A 24,561-nucleotide genomic window follows, 5' to 3' on the forward strand; every position below is an offset into this window, starting at 1 on the left:
AGCCTAGTCCCGAAGCGTTGCAAGAAAGGTTACGATGTCCTCGATCTCCGCAGCCGACAAGATCGGCTTGCCGGCAAAATTGCGCCCGACGCGGACGAAGCCATCATTGCGATAATAGGACGGCATGATCGTTTCCGGGTTGAAGCGTGCGGCGTCGACGAGACGAAGCCGCAACTGGCTCGCCATCCACCGGTTCCCGGCACCCGTGAGATCAGGCGCGAGGTCGCCCTGGAACCGCGTTTCCGGAAACGGGCCGGAATGGCAGAGGATGCAGGTCGTCGTGCGCGCCAGCACCAGCTCCCGCCCGCGCGCGGCGTCGCCGGGCGCGCCCGTAAGCGATTGCGGAATGCCATCGCCGACGATCTTGTAGGGCACAAGCTCGTCCGCTCGGGCGGGCAAGGCCAAGGCAAGGCTCGCTACGATGAATGCTGCGATCGCAGGTATTGGATTGAATGAGTTACGCACTCCTCTGACCTCTCCAGCTTGCGGGAGAGGTCGCCGCGCAGCGGCGGGTGAGGGCTTTCTCCTCCTGCGGTGGCTCGCGAGCGGAGACACCCTCTTCCCAGCCCTCCCCCGCAAGCGGGGGAGGGAGCGTACTGTGGTCGTGGCAGCGGCTTCGTCTCAGCATGTCCTAGCCAAAAGTGTCCGCCGTGATGGTTTGAAACCAGCGCTCGGCCTCGGCTGCTTCGCGAGCGCGCAGCTCCCGCGGCGCATCGACCGGGCTCGTCGTGCCGCCCTCGACCTCGGCAAAGATATCGCCCCTCGGCCGGTAGTTGCCGGCGAGCGAAAAGCCGTAGCCGGGCGCGACGGTGTTGTAGCAGACGCCAGTCAATCGCGGCGCCTCGGGCGCGCGGCCCGCGAGCAGGTTGATGATCACTGCGGCGCAGGCCTTGCCCTGAGCGCTCGCGGCCGAGGCTGATTTGGGGATGCCGCCGCCGAGACAGGCGTCGCCGATGACATGGATGTTCGGCACGAGTTTCGACTCGAAGGTGACGGGATCGATCGGGCACCAGCCGGTGTGGTCCGCCGCGCCCGCGATCTCGGCGATGCGTCCGGCGCGCTGCGGCGGGATGACGTTGGCGACGTCGGGGGTGTAGTTGCCGAATTCGGTGACGATGGTCCTGGTCGTGGCATCGACCGAAGTCACGCGGCCGCCTTGCGACAGCCCGATCCGCTCGATCATGTCGCCGTAGAGCTCCTTCCAAGCTTTCTCGAACAGTCGCTGCTGGGAGAAACTGTCCTTGGCGTCGAGGACCAGCACTTTCGAGCGCGGTTTCTTCGTCTTCAGATAATGGGCGATCAGGCTGGCGCGCTCGTAAGGCGCCGGCGGGCAGCGCGACGGATTGGCGGGAACTGCAATGGCGACCGTGCCGCCGTCTTCCATCGCCTCCAACTGCCGGCGGAGCAACAGCGTCTGCGCGCCGGCCTTCCAGGCATGCGGCATGTTTTCCAATGCAGCGGCGTCGTAGCCGGGCAGGGCCTCGACATGGAAGTCGATGCCGGGGGAGAGCACGAGGCGGTCGTAGGGCAGCGCGACGCCGTCGGTCGTCATCACGCTGCGCCGGTCCGGCTCGATCGTGGTCACGGCCTGGCCGATCACAGTGACGCCCTCGGCTGCGAGCTTGTCGTAGCCGAACTGCTGTGCGTCGATGTCGCGCAGGCCCGCGATCACCTCGTTGCTGAGGGGACAGGAGGTGAAGACCGTATTGGGTTCGATCAGGATGACCTGCAAATCTCCCTGCGCGCGCTTCAGCGCGCGAGCGCAAGCCGCGCCGCCGAAGCCGCCGCCGACCACGACGACACGTCCGGTGGATTGCGCGCGCGAAATCGATGGCCGCGCCAACGCTGCGGCCGCCATGGTGATGCCGAACACGGCATCGCGCCGTGTCACCGGGCGCGTGGTCATCAGGGACATCTGGAAAAGGGCCGCGGCGGCAATCTCTCGCCGCCGCAGCATGTTGCTCTAAGCGAAGGTGATGTTCTGGTCGCGCAGTGGCACCGAACGGATGCGCTTTCCGGTTGCCGCGAAGTACGCGTTGAGCACCGCCGGCGCCGCGACGCCGATGGTCGGCTCTCCGACGCCGCCCCAGAATCCGCCGCTCGGCACCATCACGGACTCCACTTTCGGCATCTCGTTGATGCGCATCGAGTTGTAGGTGTCGAAGTTGCTCTGCTCGATCTTGCCGTCCTTGACGGTGCAGCCGCCATAGAACAGCGCGGAGAGGCCATAGACGAAGGAGCCGGCAATCTGCCGCTCCACCTGCGCCGGGTTGACGACGTAGCCGGGATCGGTGGAGGCGACGATGCGATGCACCTTGATCTTGCTGCCGTCGGTGACCGAGATCTCGGCGGCGCCGGCGACATAGCTGCCATAGCCCATCACCTGCGCGATGCCGCGATAGACGCCCTGTGGCGCCGGCGTGGTCCAGCCGATCTTCTCGGCAACCGCATTGAGCACCGCCAGGTGTTTGGGATGGTTGCCCATCAGCTTGCGACGGAACTCGAGGGGGTCCTGGCCTGCGGCATGGGCGAGCTCGTCCATGAAGCATTCCATGTAGATCGCGTTGTGATTGACGTTGACGCCGCGCCAGAAGCCGGGCGGGACATGCGGGTTGCGCATCGCATGCTCGACCAGCAGGTTCGGCACCGAGTAGCCGAACGCGGCTTCGCCGGATTGGGCGACGCCCTGGAATGCGGCCGGATCCATGCCGTTCTGCAGCGCTTCGGGACGCAGCGAGAACAGGATCGACTGTCCGGACAGGCGGTAGTGCAACGCGACCAGATTGTTGTCGGCATCGAACGCGCCGGTCATCTTGCACTGGGTGATCGGGTGATACCGGCCGTGCGCCATGTCCTCTTCGCGCGACCACAACAGCTTGACCGGCGTGCCCGGCATTTGCTTGGCGATCATGACCGCTTGGCGGACATAGTCGGTCTGGCCGCGCCGGCCGAAGCCGCCGCCGAGCATCGCCTTGTGGACGTCGCACTTCTCCGCTGGCAGGCCCGAGGCCTCAAGCACGGCCGCGAAGGCCGCTTCGCCGTTCTGCGTGCCGCACCAGACCTCGCACTTGTCCGCCGTGTAGAGCGCGGTGGCGTTCATCGGCTCCATGGTGGCGTGGTTCTGGTAGGGATAGTTGTAGACGGCCTCGACCTTCTTGGCGGCGCCGGCGATCGCGGCTTTCGCATCGCCGTTCTTGTTGCCGACATAGGCGGGCTGCCCGTCGTCGAGACCCTCGGCCAGCCACTTCGCGATCGACTCGCTGGACACTATGGCATTGTCGCCCTCGTCCCAGACGATCGGCAGCGCTTCAAGCGCGGTCTTGGCGTGCCACCAGGTGTCGGCCACGACCGCGACCGCGGTATCGCCGACCTTGACGACCTTCTTGACGCCTTTCATGCCGGTGATCTTGGCCTCGTCATAGCTCTTCAGCTTGCCGCCGAACACCGGGCAGTCCTTGATCGCGGCGTTCAGCATGCCCGGAAGCTTGACGTCGATGCCGTAGATCATCGCGCCGGTGGTCTTGTCGGCGGTGTCGAGGCGCAGCAGGCCTTTGCCGACGATGGTCCAGTCCTTGGGATCCTTGAGCTTGACTTCGGCGGGCGGGGTCAGCTTGGCGGCGGCCTCGGCGACCCTGCCATAGGTCGTGGTCCGGCCCGATGCCTTATGGGTGATGACGCCCCTGGCCACGGTGCATTCGGACGCCGGCACCTTCCACTCATTGGCGGCGGCTTCGATCAGCATCACGCGCGCGGTGGCGCCGCCCTTGCGGACGTAGTCCTGCGAGGAGCGGATGCCCCGACTGCCGCCGGTGGAGAAATCGCCCCAGACGCGCTTGCGGGCGACGCTCTGGCCGGGAGTCGGATATTCGGTGGTGACCTTCGACCAGTCGCATTCGAGCTCCTCTGCGACGAGCTGGGCAAGGCCGGTGAGCGAGCCCTGGCCCATCTCGGAGCGGGCGATGCGGATCACGACGGTGTCGTCGGGCCTGACCACGACCCAGGCGTTGACCTCGGGCGATCCGTCGGCGGCGCGCACAACAGTGGGGCCGCCGAAGGGGAGGTCGAAGCCGATCGCGAGGCCGGCGCCGACAGCGGCGGTGCCGATGACGAAGGCACGACGGTTGATCTTGGGAGAGACGTGCTTGTTCATGGGGGCGGCTCCTTACGCGGCTGCGATCGTGTGGATCGCCTCGCGCACCTGCTGGAAGGTGCCGCAGCGGCAGATGTTGGTGATGGCCTCGTCGATGTCGGCATCGGTCGGCTTCGGCTTCTCGTTCAGCAGCGCCGCGACCGCCATGATCATGCCGCTCTGGCAATAGCCGCATTGCGGAACGTCCTTCGCGATCCAGGCTTCCTGCACCTTGTGCAGCGTGGCGCCGGAGGCGAGCCCCTCGATCGTGGTGATCTTCTTGCCCTCGGCCTCGGCGACCGAGACGCCGCAGGAGCGGGTGGCGACGCCGTCGATGTGAACCGTGCAGGCGCCGCATTGTGCGATGCCGCAGCCATATTTGGTGCCGGTCAGGCCGGCATTCTCGCGGATCGCCCAGAGCAGCGGGGTGTCCGGCTCGACGTCGAGTGAGAGGGTTTTTCCGTTTATTGTTAGGTTTGCCATCGCAGTCCCCTGATTGGACCAATCCACCGATTGGACTCAGGGGCGCAATCTGTCCGGCAAATTGGAACTCTTCAAATCAAGAGTCTGCGGGGTGGCCCGCCGAAGAAGCTGGCATGCGCCGGGAAGAATGTTGGGGGCGCGGTGTTGCGCCTTGCCGGCTTTCGGCAGGCGAGGCCTTTTCCAAGGCGCCGGCACCGGCCTCGCGCGACGTCCTGCGGTTCCCGCGGGCCAGGCCGGGCGACAGTTTTTCCCGTTTAACAGGGTGCAAGACGACCGCGCTTTGCTACACTGCATCCGAGTCAAAAGGAGTTCCATCGACGTGGCAAGCCCTTGCAATGTGCTAATGCTCTATCCGCTGTTCTCGGCAGAGTCCTTCTGGAGCTTTGGCGAATCCTGCAAAGTGATGGGCGTCAAGCGCCCTGCCGCCCCTTTGGGCCTGATCACGGTCGCCGCGATGTTGCCGAAGGACTGGACGGTCCGGCTGATCGACTGCAATACGCAGCCGTTCGGTGACGACGACCTCGCCTGGGCGGATGTCGTCTTCACCGGCGGCATGTTGCCGCAACAGGCCGATACGCTGCGGCTGATCGAGCTCTGCCGCGCCGCGCGCAAGCCCGTGGTGGTCGGCGGTCCCGATCCCACCTCCAGCCCCCACATCTACGAGAAGGCCGACTTCCGGGTGCTCGGCGAGGCCGAGGGTGTCATCGACGAATTCATCGCGGCCTGGGAAAGCGGGGCCCGCTCCGGTGTCTTCACCGCGCCGAAATTCCAGGCCGACGTCACCAAGACGCCGGTGCCGCGCTTCGACCTGCTCAAGTTCGAGGACTATCTCTATATCGGTGTGCAGTATTCGCGCGGCTGCCCGTTCACCTGCGAGTTCTGCGACATCATCGAGCTCTACGGGCGCGTGCCCAGGACCAAGACGACCGAGCAGATGTTCGTCGAACTCGAGACGCTCTACAAGATGGGCTACCGCGGCCATCTCGACTTCGTCGACGACAATTTCATCGGCAACAAGAAATCGCTGCGGCAGTTCCTGCCGCAGCTCGCCGAATGGCAGCGCGCGCACAACTATCCCTTCGAACTTTCGACCGAGGCCTCGGTCAATCTCGCCGACGATCCCGAACTCTTGGAGTTGATGGGGGCGGCCAATTTCTTCGGGATCTTCGTCGGCATCGAAAGCCCGGACCCGGCGACGCTGGTCGCGATGCGCAAGAAGCAGAACACGCGGCGCAACATCGCCGAGAGCATCCACAAGATCTACGCCGCCGGCATCCTGGTCACCGCGGGTTTCATCGTCGGCTTCGACAACGAGAAGGTCTCGATGGCCGAGGCGATGATCGATTTCATCGAGGAGGCCGCGATCCCGGTCGCCATGGTCGGCCTGCTCTATGCCTTGCCGAACACGCAGCTGACGCGGCGCCTCGAGCGCGAAGGGCGGCTGCATCCGGGTCACGACGTGGCGCCGACCATCGGCGCCGATCAATGCACGAGCGGGATCAACTTCGATCCGGTCCGCCCGCTGCGCGACATCCTGACGGACTACAAGCGGGTGCTGGAGCACATCTATAGCCCCGCGGCGTATGCGCGGCGTGTCGACCGCCTGATGACGCTGCTCGACCGTTCGAGGCAGCGCCATGAGCTCGCGGAGGGCGATATCCGCGCCAGGATCGGGGCGATGGAGACGGTGCATCGTGTGGTCTCCGCCCTTCCGGAGGCGCGCGGGCCGCTGTGGCAGACCTTCATGAACTGCGCCAAGCGCGACACGTCGTCGGCGCGCATTGCCGTGCAGATGATTGCCGCCTATGCGCATCTCGGGCCGTTCTCGCGCAAGGTCATCGAAGCCATCGACACACGCCTCGCTGCGCTCGATGACGAGCCGGTCATCCCGGCGCCGACGATCGACGCGACCGCAGCCGGGCATCTGGCCTGAAGCCTTACTTCACCGCCAGCCGCAAGAAGCTCATCACGCTGCCGAGCGCGGCAAAACCCGCGCCGAGGGCCAGCGCGACGGTTGCGCCGTCGTGGCCGGCAAGCGCAAAGCACAGCGCGGCGAGCGCCGCGCCCGTGGTCTGGCCCGTCAGGCGCGCGGTGGCGACGATGCCGGAGGCGCTGCCGCTGCGATGAGGCGGCGCGCTCGACATCACCGCTTTCATGTTCGGCGCCTGGAAGAAGCCGAAGCCCATGCCGCAGATCACCATCCGCCAGATGATGTCGGGGATGGCGGGATTGGACGGGAGCATCGCGAGCAGCGCCATGCCGAGGCCGAGCAGCACGAGGCCGATGCCGCCGAGCAGGCCGACCGCGTGGCGGTCGGACAGGCGGCCTGCGATCGGTGCCATGATGCCGACCACCAGCGGCCATGGCGTCATGAAGAAGCCGGTCTCGACCTGGGAGCGCCCGAGCACGTCCTCGAAATAGAATGGCAGCGAGACGAAGGCGAGGCCCTGCACGGCGAAGGAGCACACCGCGGTCGCGGCCGACAGCGCGAACATCGGCCGGGCGAACAGGTCGATCGGCAGCATCGGCGCGGGATGGTCGGCATGGCGGCGCGTCAGGATGAAGCCGAACGCGATGGCCGCGACCAGCTCGATGCCCACGACAACCGGCGACAAGTTGTGTGCGGCGCTGCCGATGCCGGTGATGAACAGGCCGAGGCAGGCCGAGGCCAGGATCGCGCCGAGGAAGTCAAAACCGTGATCGGCGCGCGGCGTCTTCGGCAGCATCGCAAAGCCGATGCCAGTCGCGATGAGGCCGAACGGAATGTTGACCGCGAACAGCCACGGCCACGGGCCGAGCGTGAGGATGGCGGAGGCGATCGACGGTCCGAAGGTGAAGGCGGTCGCGACAACGAGCGCGTTGTGACCAAAACGGCGGCCCAGCATCCTCCCGGGATAGACGAAGCGCACCAGCGCGGTGTTGACGCTCATGATGCCGCTGGCGCCGAGGCCCTGCAGCGTGCGCGCGACGAGGAGGCTCTCCAGCGACCATGCCACCGCGCAGAACAGCGAGGCGATGGTGAACAGGATCAGGCCACCGAGATAGATGCGCTGGTGCCCGACGATCTCGCCCAGCGCGCCAAGTGGCAACAGCGTCGCCACCAGCGCGATCTGGTAGACATTGACAACCCAGACCGACTGCTCCGGCGTGACGTGCAGATCGGCGGCAATGGCGGGCAGGGCGATGTTGGCGATCGCGGTGTCGAGCGAGGCCATCGCCAGCGCGGTGAAGATCGCGGCAATCGCCCAGCGCCGCTGCGTGGCCGGAAGGCCGTCGGCGCTGACGTGGTCGGGTGCGCGCGCTGCGGCAGGTAACGTGATTGTCATTGCGTTAGCGCGTGGCTCCGGCACCGAGGCTAAATGGACTTTGGCATGTACTACGCCCAAGGCCGCTTCCACAGGCATATGCTTGCATGCTGTGTATGCGCGAAGGTGAGGCGATGTCGCCTCGCGCCGGCGTATGATCGCGCCGGGTGCTGCAATGACAGGGAAACGCCATGCAACTCGTCGTTCTGCCCGGCGACGGCATCGGGCCCGAGATCACGACCGCGACATCGGGCGTGCTGCGCGCGGTGTCCGAACGCTTCCAGCTCAACCTGCGCCTGGAGGAACACGCGGTCGGGCATGCCAGCCTGAAGCTATCAGGCACGACGGTGCGGCCCGAGCTGCTCGACATCGTCCGCCCCGCCGACGGCCTGATCCTGGGGCCGACCGCGACGTTCGACTTCAAGGACGAGGCGCATGGCGAGATCAACCCGTCCAGGTATTTTCGCAAGAACCTCGATCTCTATGCCAATGTCCGGCCCGCGCGCACCTATGAGGGGCGGCCCGGCCACATCGGTGATTTCGACCTCGTGGTGGTCCGAGAGAACACCGAGGGATTCTACGCCGACCGCAACATGGAGCAGGGCAGTGGCGAGATGCTGGTCACGCCCGACGTCGCGATCTCGCTGCGCCGGATCACGCGTCTGTGCTGCGAGCGCATCGCGCACGCCGCCTGCCGTCTGGCGATGAAGCGGCGCAGGCATCTCACCATCGTGCACAAGGCCAATGTGCTCAAGATCGGCGACGGCATGTTCCTCGACATCTGCCGCGCGGCGGCGAAGGGCTATCACGGCCTCGAGGTGGACGACGTCCTGGTCGATGCCATGATGGCGCATGTGGTGCGCAACCCCGATCGCTTCGACGTGATCGTCTCGACCAACATGTTCGGCGACATCCTGTCCGATCTCACGGCGGAGCTCTCGGGCAGCCTCGGACTGGGCGGCTCGCTCAATGTCGGCGACCGCTACGCCATGGCGCAGGCCGCGCACGGCTCGGCGCCTGACATTGCAGGGCAGGACGTCGCCAATCCGATCTCGCTGATCCTGTCGGCGGCGCTGCTGCTGGCCTGGCACGCGAGAAGACGGGTGCCGTGCGTTATGAGGAGGCCGCGCGTGCGATCGAGGCGGCGGTGGCGAAGGCGCTTCGCGAGGGCAGGGCGACGCGCGACGTCGGCGGCAAGCTCGGCACGATCGCGGCGGGGGCTGCGATCGCGGAGATCCTGCAGGCCGGGTGAGGGCCTTCTTCGCTTTCTCCTCGGGCTCGAAACAAAAGTCGAAAAACAACCCCATGCACAGTAGACGGCCCCTTGATCGACCAGGGATTTTCGCGACGCGTCGCGACGGCACCCGCAGCTGCGATCAAGCTGACCCGTCGGGCAAAACACTGGCGGTACCCCCGGCGACATGGGCCCCGCCCAGGTTGAGCCAGATCAATACTCCCTCAGCGACGCCGCCGGACCTTCCCGTCAGCGCAGCGATGGAAGGGACGGCCCATATGCAGACCCTGCTCAGGGAAATCCGGGACACCCCTTTGCTCTGGATGCTGGCTTTCGTGCCCATCGTGCTCGTGGCCGAGGCGGTGGCCCCGCATTCCCATACGCTGCTGTTCGTGCTGGCCGTGCTGGCCATCGTGCCGCTGGCAGCGCTGCTCAGCCACGCCACCGAAGCGGTTGCCGCCAAGACCGGCGATGCGGTGGGCGGACTGCTCAATGCAACGCTCGGCAATCTGACGGAGCTGATCATCGCCATCACGGCGCTGCGCGCCGGCCAGTACATGCTGGTGAAGGCCTCGATTGCGGGGGCGATCGTCACCAACGCGGTGTTCATGCTGGGAGCCTGCCTGCTGCTCGGCGGCCTGCGCTACCACGTGCAGGAGTATAACCGCGCCGGCGCGCGGCTCTCGTCCGGCCTGCTGCTGATGGCAACCGTCGCCCTGCTTGCGCCGTCGGCAGTCGCCGATCTCGAGCACCTGCCGCAGGGCGGGGGTGTCCTGGACAAGCTCAGCCTCGGCATTTCCGTCCTGCTCATCATCGCTTACGGGCTAGGCCTCTTGTTCTCGCTTCGAACGCACAAGGAATTATTCGCAAGCTCAGATCACGGCGACGACAAGGAGGCGCACTGGCCGATCGGAATAGCCGTCGGCACGCTGCTGGCCGTCACGGTGCTGGTCGCGCTGGTCAGCGAAATCTTCGTGGAATCGGTGCAGAAGGCGGCGGAGACCTTCGGGATGAGCCCGGCCTTTGTCGGCTTCATCGTCGTCTCGCTGGTCGGCGCCGCCGCAGAGTTTGCCGTGGCCTTCGGCGCGGCGCGCAAGGACCGGCTCGACATGGTCGTGAGCATCGCGCTCGGCAGCGCCTCGCAGATCGCGCTGTTCGTCGCACCCGCGCTGGTGCTGCTCAGCTACGTCGTCGGGCCGAAGCCGATGGACCTGCAGTTCTGGCCGGGCGCCGTCACCATGATGATGATTGCAACGGTCACGTCGGCCTTCGTCACCGCCAGCGGGCGCTCGGCTTGGTTCGTCGGCGCGCTGATGATCTTCATCTATGCGGTCTTTGCGCTGACGCTGTATGTCGTCCCGCCGGCCGGCCAGGGATGAGCTTCGCTGGCCCGCCGGTATGAATCGGGTGGTCGGAGAATGGTGGCCCGCGGCAAGCCATCCTCCGAAGCGGCGAATACGTTTCCGCTAGTAAGCCCAGTAGCTGCCGGAGGGCGCGCAATAATCGCCGCCGTAGTCGTAGCCATAGTCGCCGCCATAGCCATAATATGACGCGGCCGGGTAGCCGTAGCCGTAAGCGGGATAACCGCCATAACTTCCATAATAGGCGCTTCGCGCGATCGCGCCGCCGACGACGGCGCCGGCCAGGCCATAACCGAGGCCGCGATAACCATAGCCACGATAGCCCCAGCCCCCACGATAGCCGTACCCGCCGCGATAGCCCCATCCTACGCCGCGATAGCCGTAGCCGCCACGCCAGCCGCCAACCCAGCGCACTACGGTCGTGGTCTGGTCGACCATCGATTTCATCGTCGAAAGATGCGTCGGGATCGGCCCGGCCTGGGCGCCCGTGCCGAGCAGCACGGCGCCGGCTGCAGCTAAAACGAGGCTGCGCAGGGAATTCGAGGAGGTCATGATCGATCATCTCCTTGGCTAGGGCGGCGCATTCTGCGCGGCCATCGATCCATTCCGTTGTGGCGCTGCCGTGGCGGCCTTGATCTGGATCAAGCATCTGGGACATGGTAGCGGGGCGCTCGGGCTGCCGGACAGGCGCAGGCCGCTTCAGAGAAGAGCGACGTTTTTCGGTTCGGCAGTCTTACGGGTTTCGACCAACAGCGGCCCCGTCAAGCGCTTCTGATCGAAGACCGCCTTTGCCCCCAGAGCGGAAGCGCCATCTAGCCCCTTGCGGCGCTGCTCAGCCGCGCCGCTTCGGCCGGGTTCAGGTCCATAGTATAAGGGCGATCGTGCCGGGTCGATGAATGCTCAGAGCGGTCCCCGTGGAGGCGCGGGTTGAACGAAATCAGATTTGAACGAGCCAGATCGGGTAGTCGCCCGCACGCAATCAAGGTGGCGCGACAGCGGCTGGTGCTCTGCCGCCTCATGATCGAGATCATGCGAAACCTTCATGGGACTTACGCGCCGAAAAACGAGCCTTTTGGGACCAGATTGGAGACCTTCTTCATAGGTCTTTGCGTTGCGCTTGGACAGTTCGAGCAGAAACCCTTTTCGGTCACCAAGATCGCCGCCTTCATGCACGTTCCCCGCACGACCGTCATCCGAAGGCTGGACCAGCTACAAAGCTGGGGCCTCGTTCAGCGGAATGGCAAGAAGTACTACATGGACGAGTTGGCGCTCAACTCTCTCTTTGGCTTGAAAAGCTATCGGCTGATCCGAGGACTTCTCGAGAAGGCACAAGCGGAGTTGACCGTTTTGGACACTTTGCCGGATTGACCCGAGGCGAGCCTAAGTCGATGACGTGTTGGTCCAGCAGGGCGAGCGGCTGGCCCAATTCTCTTCACTTGATTTTTTGGACGTCGTCGCAGATCGACGGCAGAACGGAGCCGGCCGATGCTGTTTGCGCATGCGTTCGACAGACCCAACCTGCTCGCCTGGATCCGCCGCCATCGCAAAAGCCCGCTGCGGGTCTATGGCTTGGCGCTCGGCTTGCTCACGTGCGCCACTCTTTTGCGTCTGGGCCTGCATCAGCAGCTCTCGACCGCATCGCCCTTTACCGCCTATGGCGTACCGGTGCTCTGTGTCTCTCTGGTCGGTGGTTTTTGGCCGGGGATGGTGACCCTGGCCGCATCGCTGATTACGGGCTCGATCCTCTTCCTTCCACCGGCTTTCAGCTTTGCCCTCGCCGAGGGGGCGGCGTGGCCGCTCCTGATGTTTGCCGCGTTAGGAATTATTTACGTCGTCTTGATTTCCGGAATGATGGCCAGCATCCTGCTTCATGACGAGCATCAGCAGTTTCTATTTGGCGAACTGCGACATCGCTCGCGAAACCTGTTCGCCGTCGTGCAGGGCATGGTTTCCCGAACGCTGATGGAAAGCGCGTCGCTTCGCGATGCGAGGCAAGCCCTCGAAACGCGATTGGCCTCGCTGGCGCGGACTCACGCCATGCTGGCGGATAACGGCTGGACCGGAGCTCCGCTCGACCAGATCGTATCGGAAGAGCTAACAAGCTTCGCAAACCAGGTCGACTGCGCTGGATGCGAACTCATTCTGGATACGCCGGCAGCTCAAAGCTTCTCGCTTATTATTCACGAACTTGCGACTAACGCCGTCAAGCATGGCGCGCTATCGCGACAGGGAGGCCGGGTCGCGATAAACGGCTCGATCCTATCGAACGAGAACGGGGAAGTGTTGCGGTTTGTGTGGACAGAAAGCGGAGGACCGGCTGTCTCGGCTCCAGGGCGCAAAGGCTTCGGTAGCTCCATCCTGAATACGATGGCAAAGCGATTCGCCTGCGGTGTCGAAGCGGACTTTCGCCCCGAAGGGCTGGTCTACGAACTGCAGGTGCCGCTTCACTCGGTCCTGGCGCCGCCGCAATCGAGTCAAAGTCACAGATTCTGGAAGAACATTGAAGGGTTCTTCCCCGCGTCGAAGCCCCCCGTGTCGGCGATGGACCCGGCATATGCAACGGCGCAGGGGCGTCTGGACATCTCAACTCAAAAGCGCTGAGGCTCTCTGCTGTGTTCAGACTCGGTGGCAACGGTTACTTGGCCTGACCGCGAAGTTCCGAAGATGGGAGGAAAGGTCTGCTTGTCCGCCTACGAAATCCGGCATCGTCCGCCTGTCGGATGATCAAGTCGGATGGTCGAGGTAAACAAGGCCTGATCGCGCATCGACAATACCACGCAATAGACAGTCACCCGAACTCCTGACCAGCTTGGAACGACCGCCCCGTTCCAGCATAGGAACAACCTCGCGCTTCGCCGGTTATGTGATGCGTGGAGGCGCCATGAAGCTGTTGGTCGAGTATTTAGAGCGAGCTGTTCAACTTGAACGGCTGGCGGCGAGTGAACGCGATGCGGGTTTCAAGGAGCAATTACTTACACAGGCGCAAGCCTATCGGAAACTCGCCGCAAAACGAGCGAAGGACTATGGGTTGCCTGCTCCGAGCCCGTCGGAACTGGCGCGTGCAGCCAATTGAGCGCACCGTTTAGCTTCGCCGACTGATCTATTTCAAGCGAGGGATCGTAGTTCGTTTTCCCGCAACACTGCCCATGAGCGATCATCAGACATCCAATTCTGAACAGGTTTCCACCTCCTACTCGCAAAAGTGCACCGCCTGTGGGGGCTCGTCGGTCCGCGTGCTGGCGATGTTAGATCCTCGCTCCGGCCTAACCGTTCGCATTTTGAGGTGTGACTGCGGGAGAAGCAGCTGGCAGGATTCAGGCGGCAATGTGTTTGGTGCTTAGGCTAACAGTTGAGTGAAACAGCGTTCAAGCTGCTCTATCGGGAACGGCTTTTGGAGCCGTGGCCGTTCGCGGAATCGTTCTGGCACTCCCTCTGCTCCAACGCCGCTTGCGAATGCGAATGGGATGTCGCGATTTGCGAGAGCGGTCGCGACTGGCTCAATGCTGTCGCGACCTAGCCATACATCCAGCACGGCCATGTCGAAGACAGCGCTGTTGGCGTACTCCAACGCCGACGGCAAGTCCCCAGCTTCGGCCGCAATCTTATGGCCAAGCTCGGTCACCATGTCCGCCACCATCATCCGAATGAGCGCCTCATCCTCTACCAAAAACACCGAAGCCATGGGCTGCCCCCGCTCAGTTACTATCGTGTAGCTTGGTTGCGTTCGCGAACGCCCGCAGAGCCACCCTGCGAAGCTCGCCCAAAGTGCCTTGGCCTGCTTCGGCGGCTTGCAAAAGCTGTTCGGCGATCAGTCGTCGGCTCTCCTGATCCCCGCCGTGCGGAACCTCCCGGCAAGTCTCTTCCCCAAATTCCATGTTCGACTTCACGCGGTCGGACAGAGTCATCGAACTTTCTCCGGCTCCGATGTCCGGAAGTGGAAGTGATGGTAATATGGAACCACCCGAAGGGCTCGTCAAGACGGCCGTCGCGCGCCGCAAAACATGTAACCGTTGCTGTATCAAGCGGCTCTTCATCTGCGCTTGTGATCCCTGACTTCCGCTCTTCGAGAGCCGAGCGGACCACTGTCCCGGAGTTGCCGAGGCAGCCTTTGGGCCAATGCCAAGCCTGCAGCGCCAGTTCCATTCCCTCAGCGATCGTCAGGCACATGGCTTTCTGCCGATTAGGCATCTGGGGCCACGCCAATGTGCTCGTTAGGCTCCCGATCCGATCGAGGCACTGCTCTTGCGCAACGCCTCGAGTGCGACGCGGGTGTGGTGGACGGCTTCTTGGTTGCGGGCTTGCCCGCTTGCATCCGGAGCTCGCAATGATGCTGTTCCCGGCATAGGCGTCAACATGCACGCCGTCGCCAATTGCTCGGGGTCTCGCCGGTCAGCTTCCTGAAGGCGGCGGCGAACGCGGTCTGGGAGGAATAGCCAAGCGCGACTGCGACCGAGATGACCGACGCGTCGGTATCGCGCAGCATGTTTTTGGCCTCCTCGAGCCGGTGCTGACGCAGCCAGGCATGCGGCGACAGCCCGGTGCTTTTCTTGAAAGCGCGGCAGAAGTGGAAGCGCGACAGACCGGCATCCGAGGCGAGCGCGGCTAGGGAGACGTCCGCATCGCTGTCCAGTCGCAGGCGTTCGATGGCGCGGCTCAGCACCTTCGGCGAAAGACCACCCATGGTCGGCTGGATCGCGGCTGGCGAGCCGGTGTGCGCAGCCAGGAGGCGCGTGGCCAGAAGGCTTGTCAGTTGACGCCTGAACAGCGTATCCAGGGCCGCATTGCCCTCCAAGGTATCTGCCGCGGTCAAGAGCAATCCGGATGTAACGGGGTCGGGATGCGCCGTTCGTTCCAGGAGATTGATCGGTCCGGCGGTGTCGGCTTCTTCGGCCACACGCTCGAGCGTCGCGTGCGGAAGATAGAACTCAACGACATCAACAGGTTTTGGAATGTCCCATCGGGAGCTTGATCCTTCCGGAATGATTATCACAGCCCCGGGACGGAACGTTCCGGTCGCAACTGATCGTCCCGACCGCCGTTCCATGCGCTGCACCGAGCCGTTGTAAGCCATGATGACGTGGTGGGTCTTAGGCCCGCAGGTGTCGTGCACTCGTTCATATTTCCGGCGGGCGATCGCGGCGCCGGAGGTATCCAAAGCCATGCGAAATGCCGTGGTCCCGAGCACCCGCGCCATTTCCGCCCCGGCGTGAGGGCGCTCGGCATTGGCCGGACTGACTTGGCACGCCTCAGGCGCAACTGACGCCTCCTCCAAGGAATCGCGCAAGACATGCTTGTTCATGAACCTATCCTCGCATCGGGGATGCGATGCAGGTGGCGGGAAGAAATGCCGGGCGGCCTGATTTTTTGCGTCAATAGCGAAGCTCAATGTGCGTCAGTTGCGGACCGGGCCAGCCACTTCTCGAACCGGGCTTGTTCCCGAAGGGTGAGAAAATGTGTACTGTTCCGAGCGGAAAAAGCCTTGCAGCCGGCCTGAATTGCGATTGGGTTTTCCGTGGCTTCTTGTCCAAGAAGGATCAGAAGTGCCGTTTCTGTTCGAAGATTATCGCCTCGATGCTGACCGGCGCGAGCTCAAGCGAGGCTCCGAGCTCATCCCCGTTGGACCCAAGGTGTTCGATCTGCTGCTCTTCCTGGTCCAGAACCGGCAACGGGTCGTCACAAGGGACGATCTTCTGAACGCGGTGTGGGAAGGACGGATCGTGTCCGAATCCACGCTGACTAGCCACGTCAATGCCGTGCGCAAGGCAATCGGGGACACCGGCAAGGAGCAACGCCTGATCAGAACGGTTTCTCGCAGAGGCCTCCGGTTCGTTGGCAAGGTCATCGAGGAAGAAATGCCCGCGCGAGCCCCGGTCACAGACCCGGGTGCGGATCGTGGCGTTCGACGTGTCAGGGCCTTTGGGGACGGTGCGCTGACTGAAACGCGAGAGGCTGCGCCAGTTTTTGCTGCCGAGGCCGAGAGGCGGCCTCCGCTGCCCGACAGACCTTCCATTGCGGTGCTTCCGTTCCAGAATATGTCTGGCGATGTCGAACAGGAATACTTCGCCGATGGAATGGCCGAGGACATCATCACGGCGCTGTCCCGTTTCAAGGCGCCATTTGTCATCGCTCGAAACTCCAGCTTCACCTACAAGGCGCGTGCCGTCGACGTGAAGCAGGTGGGGCGGGAGCTTGGGGTGCGCTACGTATTGGAAGGCAGCGTTCGCAAGGCAGCAAACCGAGTGCGCATTACGGGACAACTCGTCGATGCCGCCACTGGAGCACATATTTGGGCCGATCGGTTTGATGGCGAGCTCGGCGACATCTTCGATTTGCAGGACCAGGTGACCGAGAGCGTTGTCGGGGCGATCGCGCCTGCAGTGGAAAAAGCCGAGATCGAGCGTGCCAAGCGCAAGCCGACCGCCAGTCTCGACGCCTATGCCCTCTATTTGCGCGGTCTGGCCCGGCTTCATCAGTTTGGTAACCGGCAAGCAAACGACGAGGCATTGCGCCTGTTCAACTGCGCGATCGAGCTCGACCCGGAATTTGCCACTGCCTACGGTCGTGCAGCCTCTTGCTACCTCTCTGCCAGGATCAATGGCTGGATTTCAGACACGGCGAACGCGATTGCCGAAGTGAAGAAGCTCACCCAGCGGGCAGTTGAGTTGGGCAAGGATGACGCGATCGCGCTCTCCGCCGGCGGAAACGCCTTAGCGTTCGTTGTTGGGGATGTCGGGGTGGGCGCCGGCCTGGTCGATCGCGCGCTTGCGCTCAATTCCAATTTGGCTGAGGCATGGCATTTCGGCGGCTGGGTGAAGATCTGGCTCGGCGAGCCGGAATCCGCAATCGAACGCTTTGCTCGTGCCATTCGCCTGAGCCCGCTTGATCCATGGCTGATGGGAATGCGAGCTGGCACCGCGTACGCGCATTTCTTTTTGGACCGCTATGCCGAAGCGGCATCATGGGCGGCAATGGCATTGCAGTGCTCTCCGGACTATCGACCTGGATTACGTATCGCTGCCGCAAGCAACGCAATGGCCGATCGGCCGGAGCAGGCACGGAAGGCAATGGCTCGGCTGCGGGAACTGAGCCCCACGCTGCGCCTTTCCAATCTCAAAGACGTGTTCGGCCCTTATCGACGTGCTGAGGACGTCGCGCGATATGAAGAAGGATTGCGGAAAGCAGGGCTGCCCGAATGACCATCTCGGCCAAGGTACTCGCCTTGGCAACGAGGTGATCGAATAATCGCCGCTTCCGCCAATCTAAAATGTTGGGCAGAGCATGTCGGCTCTTCCCGCCTAGTTCAGACGTCCACTTGCTCTGCTATCGCAAGCGCATCGTGCACTTCAATGCCGAGCTAGCGCAACCGTGCTCTCGACCCTGGTATGCCCCAGCAGAAGCTTTCAAGGCTACGTCGTCGCAACGGCGCAGCTTGTTCTCGATGGCGAGGTTGAACAGCGCCAGATCGCGCATCCGGCCTTCAACCTGGAGCTTGGTTCGGATTGACCAGACGTGCTTGGGCCGGAGTGGCGGCGCGAGGAGGCTATCACCTCGAAAGGCGAGCGATGTCCCGTAGTCGATCGCGCTTTTGCTGAGTTGCGCGGCCGATCAGCCAGTCGCTCTCGCCTTCGTCCAAACGCACAGGCGAGAGCCGCGGCGAAGATAACTCCTCCCAATTCAGGGCCGCAGGACCAGTCCCACCTCCACAAAGGTACAGGATGGGTAGGGCACTTCATGGGTTTCGCTGCCCCCACCCAACCGGACGGGCTGGACCCGAAGCAGGCTCTCACCGGCCCGATTGCTCTTCCATGGCGCCGGCTTTTGTCTGTACGATGGTTCGTGCCTGGTTGAGGGCCTCATGAAACGGCGCAAGTTCATTACTCTCGTCGGGGGTGTGGCTGCCACGTGGCCGTTCGCAGCGCATGCTCAGCAATCGACCGGGCCTCGCCAGATTGGCGTGCTTTCACTCGGCCGCGGCGACAAGTCCGACGCAAGTCTGAAGACACTCGATGCGTTTGTGCCGGCATTGCGTGAGCTCGGCTTTGCCGAAGGAAAGGATGTCGCATTTCACCGCAAATTCGCGGACGGCGATGCCGACAAGCTCAACGAACTCGCGCAGGAATTCGTGGCGGGACGGGTCCACGCAATCGTTGCTTTGGCTACACCGGCTGTCCGCGCCGCCAGGAATGCGACTTCCACCGTTCCTATCGTCGGCATCGGCATGGCCGACCCCGTCGAGGACGAACTCGCTTCCAGCCTGGCGCGGCCGGGCGGCAATGTGACCGGGACGACATTTCTTGGCCCGGAGCTGGTGTCCAAACGACTTCAATTGCTCAAGCTGATCGTTCCCAGCCTTTCGCGCGTCGTCGTGCTGTGGCACCCCCGGGCATACGGTGAGCGCACGATGAAGGGGATGCTGAACGAGATCGAGAGTGCGGCTCGATCTCTCGGAACTAACCTTCAATTTGTGCCGGCGGAGAGTCCTGCCGATCTTGAAGGCGCGTTCGCTGACCTGGCCAACGCGCGCGCCGATGGCCTCGTCCTGTTTCCCAGCCCGATGCTGTACAGCCAGTACGCGCGGATTGTGCCATTTGCCGAGAAGAACCGCCTGCCGGCGATCTATGCCGCCAGAGAGGCAGTGGATCTCGGGGGCCTGGTCTCCTATGGCGTCAACCTGCCTGACTTGTCGCGTGCCACCGCCAGCTATCTGGCGAGAATTCTCAAAGGCGCAAAGCCGGCCGACTTGCCGATACAGCAGCCAACCAAGTTCGAGCTGGTCATAAATCTTGCAACCGCCAGGACGCTTGGCTTGTCGATTGGTCGAGACCTTCTCCTGGTCGCGGACGAGGTGATCGAATGAGCGGCCGAATGTCACAGCCGCCCAGGTTCTGATCCTGCGCGCTCTGAAGCTTCCTTGACGAGGTGAGAAAGGGCGGGGGGCGCGCGCAACCGGCGCCCCTTTGCGTGAACCAGGCAGGAACGCTTCGTGCGCGGGTCACTGCGCAAAAGTCCGCTCTTCAGCTCTTCAAATCGCGCGCCGTTGTCTTCCGGCGAAGAGGCCATACACAAAGAGCACGATGATGGCGCCGACCACGGCACCGATGAGCCCGGCGCCCTCTCCAGGACGGTACCAGCCCAGCGCCTGGCCGAGATATGTAGCAACGAAGGCGCCAACGATCCCGAGGATGGTCGTAAGGATGAATCCCGAGGGTTCGTTGTCACCCGGCATGATGAATTTTGCGATCACCCCCGCGACAAAGCCGATGATGATCGTCCAGATAATGCCCATGCTGCTCCTCCTGAATAAACAACGACGACAGTTCGATGACTATGAGCTCGGCACACGCCCCTCAGGCGTGTACTTGTCGATTGCCTGGGGAAGCTCGCGCGATAACCTTGCGAGAATCTCTTCCTGAGAAAGCCCGGTCTCCTTCTCGAGTTTGTCCAACACGTCTGGGCCGATTGCTTCCCGCAGCTGCGGAGGCGAGATCTCCTTGTTAGGCCCCGAGCCGACCCAAGACCGAGCCGCGTCGCCGTGGCCGTTTTGGTTGAATTTCTCCAGCAACTCGCCGATCCCTCCCTGGAGCAGTCCTCCGACACCTGCCCCGCTCAGCATGCCCGCGAGGTTGCCGAGCAGGCCGCCGAGCGGCTGTTGGGCATTGGCGGGCGCGAGAGATCCAGAGCCCGGGCCTTTGAGAAACTCCGCCAGCTTGTCCCGATTCTGATAACCCGCGATGGCGAGCAATCCGAGCAGTGCAGTCATGGACGGCATTCCGCGGCTCATTTCGTCTCTCCGTGAAAAGGTTAGACAGCTCGAACTCGGTCAGTCCGGTTCTGTTCCTGGCCGTGCATTCTAGGCTTGCCTGATCCGGCGCAGGCCAGATGGAAGAGGGGTGTGAAGAGCGGCGGAGCGCGCGAAAGATGCGTCAATCAGTCCCAGTACGGAATAGCCGGGCGGGCGATCATCAACCAGAAGATCGCCAGCACGGCTGCGAACGCCGGGAATCCGAACGCGAACCACCAGCGGAATAGACGGTAATATGCGGCAGGCAGCTTGGCGTCGGTCTCGATCGCGCGAACGGCAAGGTCGCGCATTCGCATTTGCATCCACACCACGGGCAGCCAGAAGGCGCCTGTCACCACATAGAGTGCGATGGACGCCGCAACCCATCCGTCGCCAAGGGAATACCCGCTGGACCAGGCGAGCCATGTGCCCGTGATCGGCTGCAGGATGACCGCGCTCGCCGTGAACAGGAAATCGGCCAGCACCACCGTCCGCGCGACCGCCGCGATCTCGCGGGGGTCGCCGCGAAGATGAGCCACCAGCATGAAGAAGGCAATGCCGGCGCCCGCGCCGAGCAGGACGGCAGCACCGATGATGTGCACCATCTTCACGAGGAAATAGAACATCAGCGATCCTCGAATCGCCGTGGCGACGAGAGGCGGACAGCCTGGCGTGGATTGCCGATCCAATAAGCCCGTGCCCCCAACGAGAAGGATGCGCATGAACGGGTCGTCCTTCCGCTCGCGGCCCAGACCGCGAACCGCTGATCAGGACTCCGGAGGTGCGAACGAATAAGGCGGGGCTGATGCAATCGTTCCTCATGGCGGAACTCGTGGGCTGCAAAGCAGCGTCCTCCGCTTGGCTAACTCGCGGGTCTCGCTGCTGCACCGGTGCCACCTTCCTTGGCGGCTCCTGAGCCGGGAAGCGGACGTATCGTGCCGGCGGGCCGCGTCAGGCGGCGCGCTGGCTGCGTCGCGGGGAGAGATCAGGGCAAAGTACGAGCTTGCCCTCAAGACCGCCACCCTCGAGGCGGCGGTGAGCATCGGCGACCTCCTCGAAGGAGATCCGCCCGGCGATGCGCGGCCGGATGGCACCACTTGCCAGCAGCTCGAACAGTTGCTCCAGGTCCTCCTTGAACCAGGCGGGATGACGCGCCCGCATGGCGTTGACCGAGTAAAAGCGGGCTCGCTTTCCGCCGGGCAGCCATCTCCAGAGGTAGAGGCGCGCGATCTCCATCACGATCGGGAGCATCCGACGCTGTGCCTGCACGCTTGCCGAGAAGCCGATGGCACAGAGCAGGCCACCTGGCTTGAGCGCCGCGTATGAGCGGCGATAGCCGTCTTCGCCGACGCCATCGACGATGACGTCGAACCCGCCCGGCAGAATCCGCGTGAAGTCCTCGTGCTGGTAGTCGATCGGCGCTGCCCCCAGGTTTTGGACGAGCGCCATGTGCTCGCTGCGTACGGTGCCCCACAGTTCGAGGCCGGCCAGTCTCCCGAGCACGAGCAGCGCCTGGCCGACCGCGCCGGCAGCCCCGTGAACGAGGACGCGCTGGCCCTGCTGGACCTTGGCCGCGCGGTGCAGAAGTTGGTACGCGGTGGTCCAGCTCAGGATCAGCGCGGCCGCTTCAGCGGCGTCCACGCCCACCGGCACGCGGGTCAGGTCGGTGGCCCGAAGCGTGCGATACGCGGCGTTCGATCCGACCACCGTCATGTCGGCCACGCGGTCGCCGATCTGAAAGTCGTGCACGCCTTCGCCGAGCTGATCGATGACGCCCACCACGTCGTATCCCATCACGAAAGGGGGGCGGAGGCGCATCGTTTGCGGGTAGAGATGGCGCCTGATCAACACCTCGGTGTAGTTGAGGCTCGACGCAAGGACGCGAACGCGCACCTCGCCCCGGCCAGCGGTCGGCAGGCGAGCGTCGACGATCTCCAGTGCCTCGGGATCACCGAAGCGGCTGACCTGAACAACCCGATTGCGCTGCTGCATCATGGGCGATCTCCACGCAATGCCGTCAACCAGCGCAAGGGCGGCAACCTGCGGTCAAGCTGGAAAGATGGAATTGATCCAGATCAAGCTCGAGGCCGCATTGTCTGGAATTCTCCTCGGGCCGAATGACCAGCGGGGTCATTTGGTGCCATCATTTGTATTGTTTATTGGAGGGGAAGATGCCTGCAGTGGTTATGCAGTTCGTTTCGCATCCAAGACCCGGTAGCGATCTTGCGACCGTCCTACAGCTGGCAAAAGAAGGCGCGACACTCTGGAGGAAGCACGGGGCCGATGTCAGCTTCTGGTCGGTGATCGGCGGCGAGGTCGGAAACTACGCCTTCGCCGCTCGCTTCGACAGCGTGGAAGCTTATGGGCGCACCCTGGCGTCACTGGGCGCCGATCCGGCTTTCGTTGAATTTCAAGCCAAGCGGTTGAAGGCCGGGCAATCGGATTGGGTACGCTCCAACGTAGCCATCCAGGTCGATCTTTGACGGCGCGCCTTCTCAGCCGCGAGACCGCCTTCGGGCGGTCTCTTGCTGCCACGCGTCGTGCCGAGGTCGATCAGCTTCCCGTCACTCAGGTCGGACGACGCGGAGCGCAATTTGTGGCGCTCAACTTACGTTTCTTCACCGGCAGCTTAGCCTTGCGATTTCCACCGGACCAAAGCGCCGCCGGTGACCGAGCCCTCTGATTTCAGGGAGTTTCGCAGCTTGCGGTATCTCTTCGAGGACTACGCATTGGATCCCGACCGTCGCGAGCTGTATCGCGGCGCGAACGTGGTCCCCGTGGCGCCGCAAGTCTTCGACCTCCTGGACTACCTCATCCGCAACCGGGAGCGGGTCGTCAGCAAGGACGATCTCATCAATACCATCTGGCACGGGCGCAGCGTCTCGGACGCAGCGCTGACGACGCGCCTGAACGTTGCCCGGAGCGCGGTTGGCGACAGCGGCGACGTGCAGCGTCTGATCAAGACGTTGCCGCGGAAGGGCTTCCGGTTCATCGGACCAGTGCGGGAAGAAGGGCGCGATGGCGCGGTGATCGCCGGCAACAGAGAACCAGAAACACCTGCGCTGGCCGTCCCCGACAAACCTTCGATCGCCGTCCTCCCGTTCGCCAATCTGAGCTCCGATCCGGAGCAGGAGTATTTTGCAGACGGCGTCGTGGAAGACATCACGATGGCCCTGACCCTGTTTCGCTGGCTGTTTGTGATCGCACGCAATTCGAGCTTCACCTACAAGGGCCGGGCCGCGGACGTGAAGCAGGTCGGCCGCGAGCTTGGCGTGCGCTACGTGCTCGAAGGCAGCGTGCGCAAGGCCGGAAACCGCGTTCGTATCGCGGGTCAGCTCATCGATGCCGAAACTGGAGCGCATCTCTGGGCGGACCGCTTCGAGGGGCCGATCGAGGACATGTTCGATCTGCAGGACGAAGTGACGTCCAGCGTCGTGGGCGCGATCGCCCCGAAGCTGCAGCATGAGGAGATCAAGCGCGCCAGGCGCAAACCAACCGCAAATCTGGACGCGTACGACTATTACCTGCGTGGGCTGGCGAAAGCGCGTTGGACCAAGGACGCGAACAGCGAGGCGCTCGGACTGTTCTACAAGGCGATCGAGCTCGACCCTCATCTGGCCTGTGCCTATGGCATGGCCGCCTGGTGCCATGTTCGACGCAAAGCGCTCAGTTGCATGAACGATCAAGCGCTTGAAAGTGCGGAAGGCACGCGGCTGGCCCGGAAGGCCGTGGATCTCGGGGCGGACGATCCATTCGCGCTATGTATGGGTGCATACGCACTGGCCTTTCTGTCCCATGAGTTCGATGACGCCGCGGCCTTCATGGACCGGGCGCTGGCCGTCAATCCAAACCTGGCCAGAGCCTGGATGCTCAGTGCCTGGTTGCGAGTCTGGATGGGCGAGCCGGACCTCGCACTCGAGCACGCCGCGCATGCCATGCGCCTGAGCCCGCGCGATCCGTCCATGTACTACACCACGCACGGAGCCATGGCCTATGCCCATTTCCTGGCGAGCCGCTACGATCTCGCGTTGGGATGCGCCGAACAGGCCGTGCGCGACAATCCGGGTTTTTTGCTGTCGATCTGCATCTCCGCAGCCAGCAATGCGGTCGCCGGACGGCTCGAGCCAGCAGAGAGAGCCATGCTGCGAGCGCTCGAATTCAACCCCGATTTGCGCCTCTCCAATCTAAGCGATTTGGCGCCGTTTCGCCGGACGGAGGACTTCGCGATCTTCGCCAGGGCACTTCGCGACGCGGGACTTCCGGCGTAA

The 24,561-nt window shown here is 63.7% G+C and carries 22 protein-coding genes and 2 pseudogenes; 10 read left to right on the top strand and 14 right to left on the bottom strand.

Going from position 1 to position 24,561, the window contains the following annotated elements:
- Positions 1-3: 3 nt before the first annotated feature.
- The 4 genes from soxX to ACNJYB_RS11170 form a co-directional block, all read right to left on the bottom strand.
- Positions 4-405 carry a sulfur oxidation c-type cytochrome SoxX gene (soxX, locus tag ACNJYB_RS11155; protein ID WP_439374001.1) on the bottom strand — a complete coding sequence of 134 codons (402 nt, stop codon included), beginning with the start codon at positions 403-405 and terminating at the stop codon, positions 4-6.
- A gap of 226 nt (positions 406-631) precedes the next feature.
- Entirely contained in the window at positions 632-1,915 is a 1,284-nt protein-coding gene (locus ACNJYB_RS11160) for an FCSD flavin-binding domain-containing protein (protein ID WP_439375529.1), read from the bottom strand.
- Positions 1,916-1,963: 48 nt separating this feature from the next.
- Complete coding sequence (locus ACNJYB_RS11165; RefSeq protein ID WP_439374002.1) at positions 1,964-4,150, bottom strand: molybdopterin cofactor-binding domain-containing protein; 2,187 nt, start codon at positions 4,148-4,150, stop codon at positions 1,964-1,966.
- Between the two features lie 12 nt (positions 4,151-4,162).
- On the bottom strand, positions 4,163-4,612 hold the full coding sequence (locus ACNJYB_RS11170; RefSeq protein ID WP_439374003.1) for a (2Fe-2S)-binding protein: 450 nt from the start codon (positions 4,610-4,612) through the stop codon (positions 4,163-4,165).
- 313 nt (positions 4,613-4,925) lie between these two features.
- On the opposite strand from ACNJYB_RS11170, the gene ACNJYB_RS11175 reads away from it, so the two are divergent.
- Positions 4,926-6,545 (top strand): B12-binding domain-containing radical SAM protein, encoded by a 1,620-nt coding sequence (locus ACNJYB_RS11175; protein ID WP_439375530.1) that lies wholly within the window; start codon positions 4,926-4,928, stop codon positions 6,543-6,545.
- 4 nt (positions 6,546-6,549) lie between these two features.
- Here ACNJYB_RS11175 and ACNJYB_RS11180 read toward each other — a convergent pair whose 3' ends face one another.
- A complete protein-coding gene (locus ACNJYB_RS11180) occupies positions 6,550-7,938 on the bottom strand; it encodes an MFS transporter (protein ID WP_439374004.1) in 1,389 nt (462 codons plus the stop codon).
- Between the two features lie 170 nt (positions 7,939-8,108).
- Between ACNJYB_RS11180 and ACNJYB_RS11185 the strand changes: the two are divergent.
- Together ACNJYB_RS11185 and cax are read left to right on the top strand one after the other, a co-directional pair.
- Positions 8,109-9,169: pseudogene (locus ACNJYB_RS11185) on the top strand (isocitrate/isopropylmalate dehydrogenase family protein).
- A 260-nt stretch (positions 9,170-9,429) separates the two neighbouring features.
- The gene (gene cax, locus ACNJYB_RS11190; RefSeq protein WP_439374005.1) at positions 9,430-10,530 is read left to right on the top strand and encodes a calcium/proton exchanger; all 1,101 of its coding nucleotides are present in this window, start codon (positions 9,430-9,432) and stop codon (positions 10,528-10,530) included.
- Between the two features lie 87 nt (positions 10,531-10,617).
- Here the strand turns inward: cax and ACNJYB_RS11195 are convergent, their stop codons facing one another.
- Entirely contained in the window at positions 10,618-11,064 is a 447-nt protein-coding gene (locus ACNJYB_RS11195; RefSeq protein WP_439374006.1) for a hypothetical protein, read from the bottom strand.
- A gap of 375 nt (positions 11,065-11,439) precedes the next feature.
- On the opposite strand from ACNJYB_RS11195, the gene ACNJYB_RS11200 reads away from it, so the two are divergent.
- The 3 genes from ACNJYB_RS11200 to ACNJYB_RS11210 all read left to right on the top strand — a co-directional run bounded on the left by ACNJYB_RS11200 (position 11,440) and on the right by ACNJYB_RS11210 (position 13,585).
- Positions 11,440-11,880: a hypothetical protein gene (locus ACNJYB_RS11200; protein ID WP_439374007.1), complete on the top strand. Its 441-nt coding sequence runs from the start codon at positions 11,440-11,442 to the stop codon at positions 11,878-11,880.
- Between the two features lie 117 nt (positions 11,881-11,997).
- Positions 11,998-13,113 carry an HWE histidine kinase domain-containing protein gene (locus ACNJYB_RS11205; RefSeq protein WP_439374008.1) on the top strand — a complete coding sequence of 372 codons (1,116 nt, stop codon included), beginning with the start codon at positions 11,998-12,000 and terminating at the stop codon, positions 13,111-13,113.
- Positions 13,114-13,393: 280 nt separating this feature from the next.
- Complete coding sequence (locus ACNJYB_RS11210) at positions 13,394-13,585, top strand: hypothetical protein (RefSeq protein ID WP_439374009.1); 192 nt, start codon at positions 13,394-13,396, stop codon at positions 13,583-13,585.
- A 264-nt stretch (positions 13,586-13,849) separates the two neighbouring features.
- Here the strand turns inward: ACNJYB_RS11210 and ACNJYB_RS11215 are convergent, their stop codons facing one another.
- From ACNJYB_RS11215 to ACNJYB_RS11225, 3 genes are all read right to left on the bottom strand, one after another.
- On the bottom strand, positions 13,850-14,194 hold the full coding sequence (locus tag ACNJYB_RS11215; RefSeq protein WP_439374010.1) for a response regulator: 345 nt from the start codon (positions 14,192-14,194) through the stop codon (positions 13,850-13,852).
- 13 nt (positions 14,195-14,207) lie between these two features.
- Complete coding sequence (locus tag ACNJYB_RS11220; protein ID WP_439374011.1) at positions 14,208-14,417, bottom strand: hypothetical protein; 210 nt, start codon at positions 14,415-14,417, stop codon at positions 14,208-14,210.
- Positions 14,418-14,860: 443 nt separating this feature from the next.
- Positions 14,861-15,811: a helix-turn-helix domain-containing protein gene (locus ACNJYB_RS11225; RefSeq protein ID WP_439374012.1), complete on the bottom strand. Its 951-nt coding sequence runs from the start codon at positions 15,809-15,811 to the stop codon at positions 14,861-14,863.
- 241 nt (positions 15,812-16,052) lie between these two features.
- On the opposite strand from ACNJYB_RS11225, the gene ACNJYB_RS11230 reads away from it, so the two are divergent.
- Positions 16,053-17,708, top strand: coding sequence for a winged helix-turn-helix domain-containing tetratricopeptide repeat protein (locus ACNJYB_RS11230; protein ID WP_439374013.1), 1,656 nt, complete (start codon positions 16,053-16,055; stop codon positions 17,706-17,708).
- A 196-nt stretch (positions 17,709-17,904) separates the two neighbouring features.
- Here ACNJYB_RS11230 and ACNJYB_RS11235 read toward each other — a convergent pair.
- Positions 17,905-18,090 (bottom strand): annotated as a pseudogene (locus tag ACNJYB_RS11235) (hypothetical protein); the annotation flags it as partial.
- Positions 18,091-18,367: 277 nt separating this feature from the next.
- On the opposite strand from ACNJYB_RS11235, the gene ACNJYB_RS11240 reads away from it, so the two are divergent.
- Positions 18,368-19,369 carry an ABC transporter substrate-binding protein gene (locus tag ACNJYB_RS11240; RefSeq protein ID WP_439374014.1) on the top strand — a complete coding sequence of 334 codons (1,002 nt, stop codon included), beginning with the start codon at positions 18,368-18,370 and terminating at the stop codon, positions 19,367-19,369.
- Positions 19,370-19,534: 165 nt separating this feature from the next.
- Here the strand turns inward: ACNJYB_RS11240 and ACNJYB_RS11245 are convergent, their stop codons facing one another.
- The 4 genes from ACNJYB_RS11245 to ACNJYB_RS11260 all read right to left on the bottom strand — a co-directional run bounded on the left by ACNJYB_RS11245 (position 19,535) and on the right by ACNJYB_RS11260 (position 22,288).
- Positions 19,535-19,798 (bottom strand): GlsB/YeaQ/YmgE family stress response membrane protein, encoded by a 264-nt coding sequence (locus ACNJYB_RS11245; protein ID WP_439374015.1) that lies wholly within the window; start codon positions 19,796-19,798, stop codon positions 19,535-19,537.
- A 39-nt stretch (positions 19,799-19,837) separates the two neighbouring features.
- A complete protein-coding gene (locus ACNJYB_RS11250) occupies positions 19,838-20,293 on the bottom strand; it encodes a YidB family protein (protein WP_439374016.1) in 456 nt (151 codons plus the stop codon).
- A gap of 146 nt (positions 20,294-20,439) precedes the next feature.
- Complete coding sequence (locus tag ACNJYB_RS11255) at positions 20,440-20,919, bottom strand: DUF2269 family protein (protein WP_439375531.1); 480 nt, start codon at positions 20,917-20,919, stop codon at positions 20,440-20,442.
- A gap of 325 nt (positions 20,920-21,244) precedes the next feature.
- Positions 21,245-22,288 carry a medium chain dehydrogenase/reductase family protein gene (locus tag ACNJYB_RS11260; protein ID WP_439374017.1) on the bottom strand — a complete coding sequence of 348 codons (1,044 nt, stop codon included), beginning with the start codon at positions 22,286-22,288 and terminating at the stop codon, positions 21,245-21,247.
- Positions 22,289-22,464: 176 nt separating this feature from the next.
- Here ACNJYB_RS11260 and ACNJYB_RS11265 point away from each other — a divergent pair, with 176 nt between their 5' ends.
- Both ACNJYB_RS11265 and ACNJYB_RS11270 read left to right on the top strand, forming a co-directional pair.
- On the top strand, positions 22,465-22,776 hold the full coding sequence (locus ACNJYB_RS11265) for a hypothetical protein (protein WP_439374018.1): 312 nt from the start codon (positions 22,465-22,467) through the stop codon (positions 22,774-22,776).
- A 219-nt stretch (positions 22,777-22,995) separates the two neighbouring features.
- The gene (locus ACNJYB_RS11270) at positions 22,996-24,561 is read left to right on the top strand and encodes a winged helix-turn-helix domain-containing tetratricopeptide repeat protein (RefSeq protein WP_439374019.1); all 1,566 of its coding nucleotides are present in this window, start codon (positions 22,996-22,998) and stop codon (positions 24,559-24,561) included.

The organism is Bradyrhizobium sp. SMVTL-02 (assembly GCF_051853005.1).
Classification (GTDB): domain Bacteria; phylum Pseudomonadota; class Alphaproteobacteria; order Rhizobiales; family Xanthobacteraceae; genus Bradyrhizobium.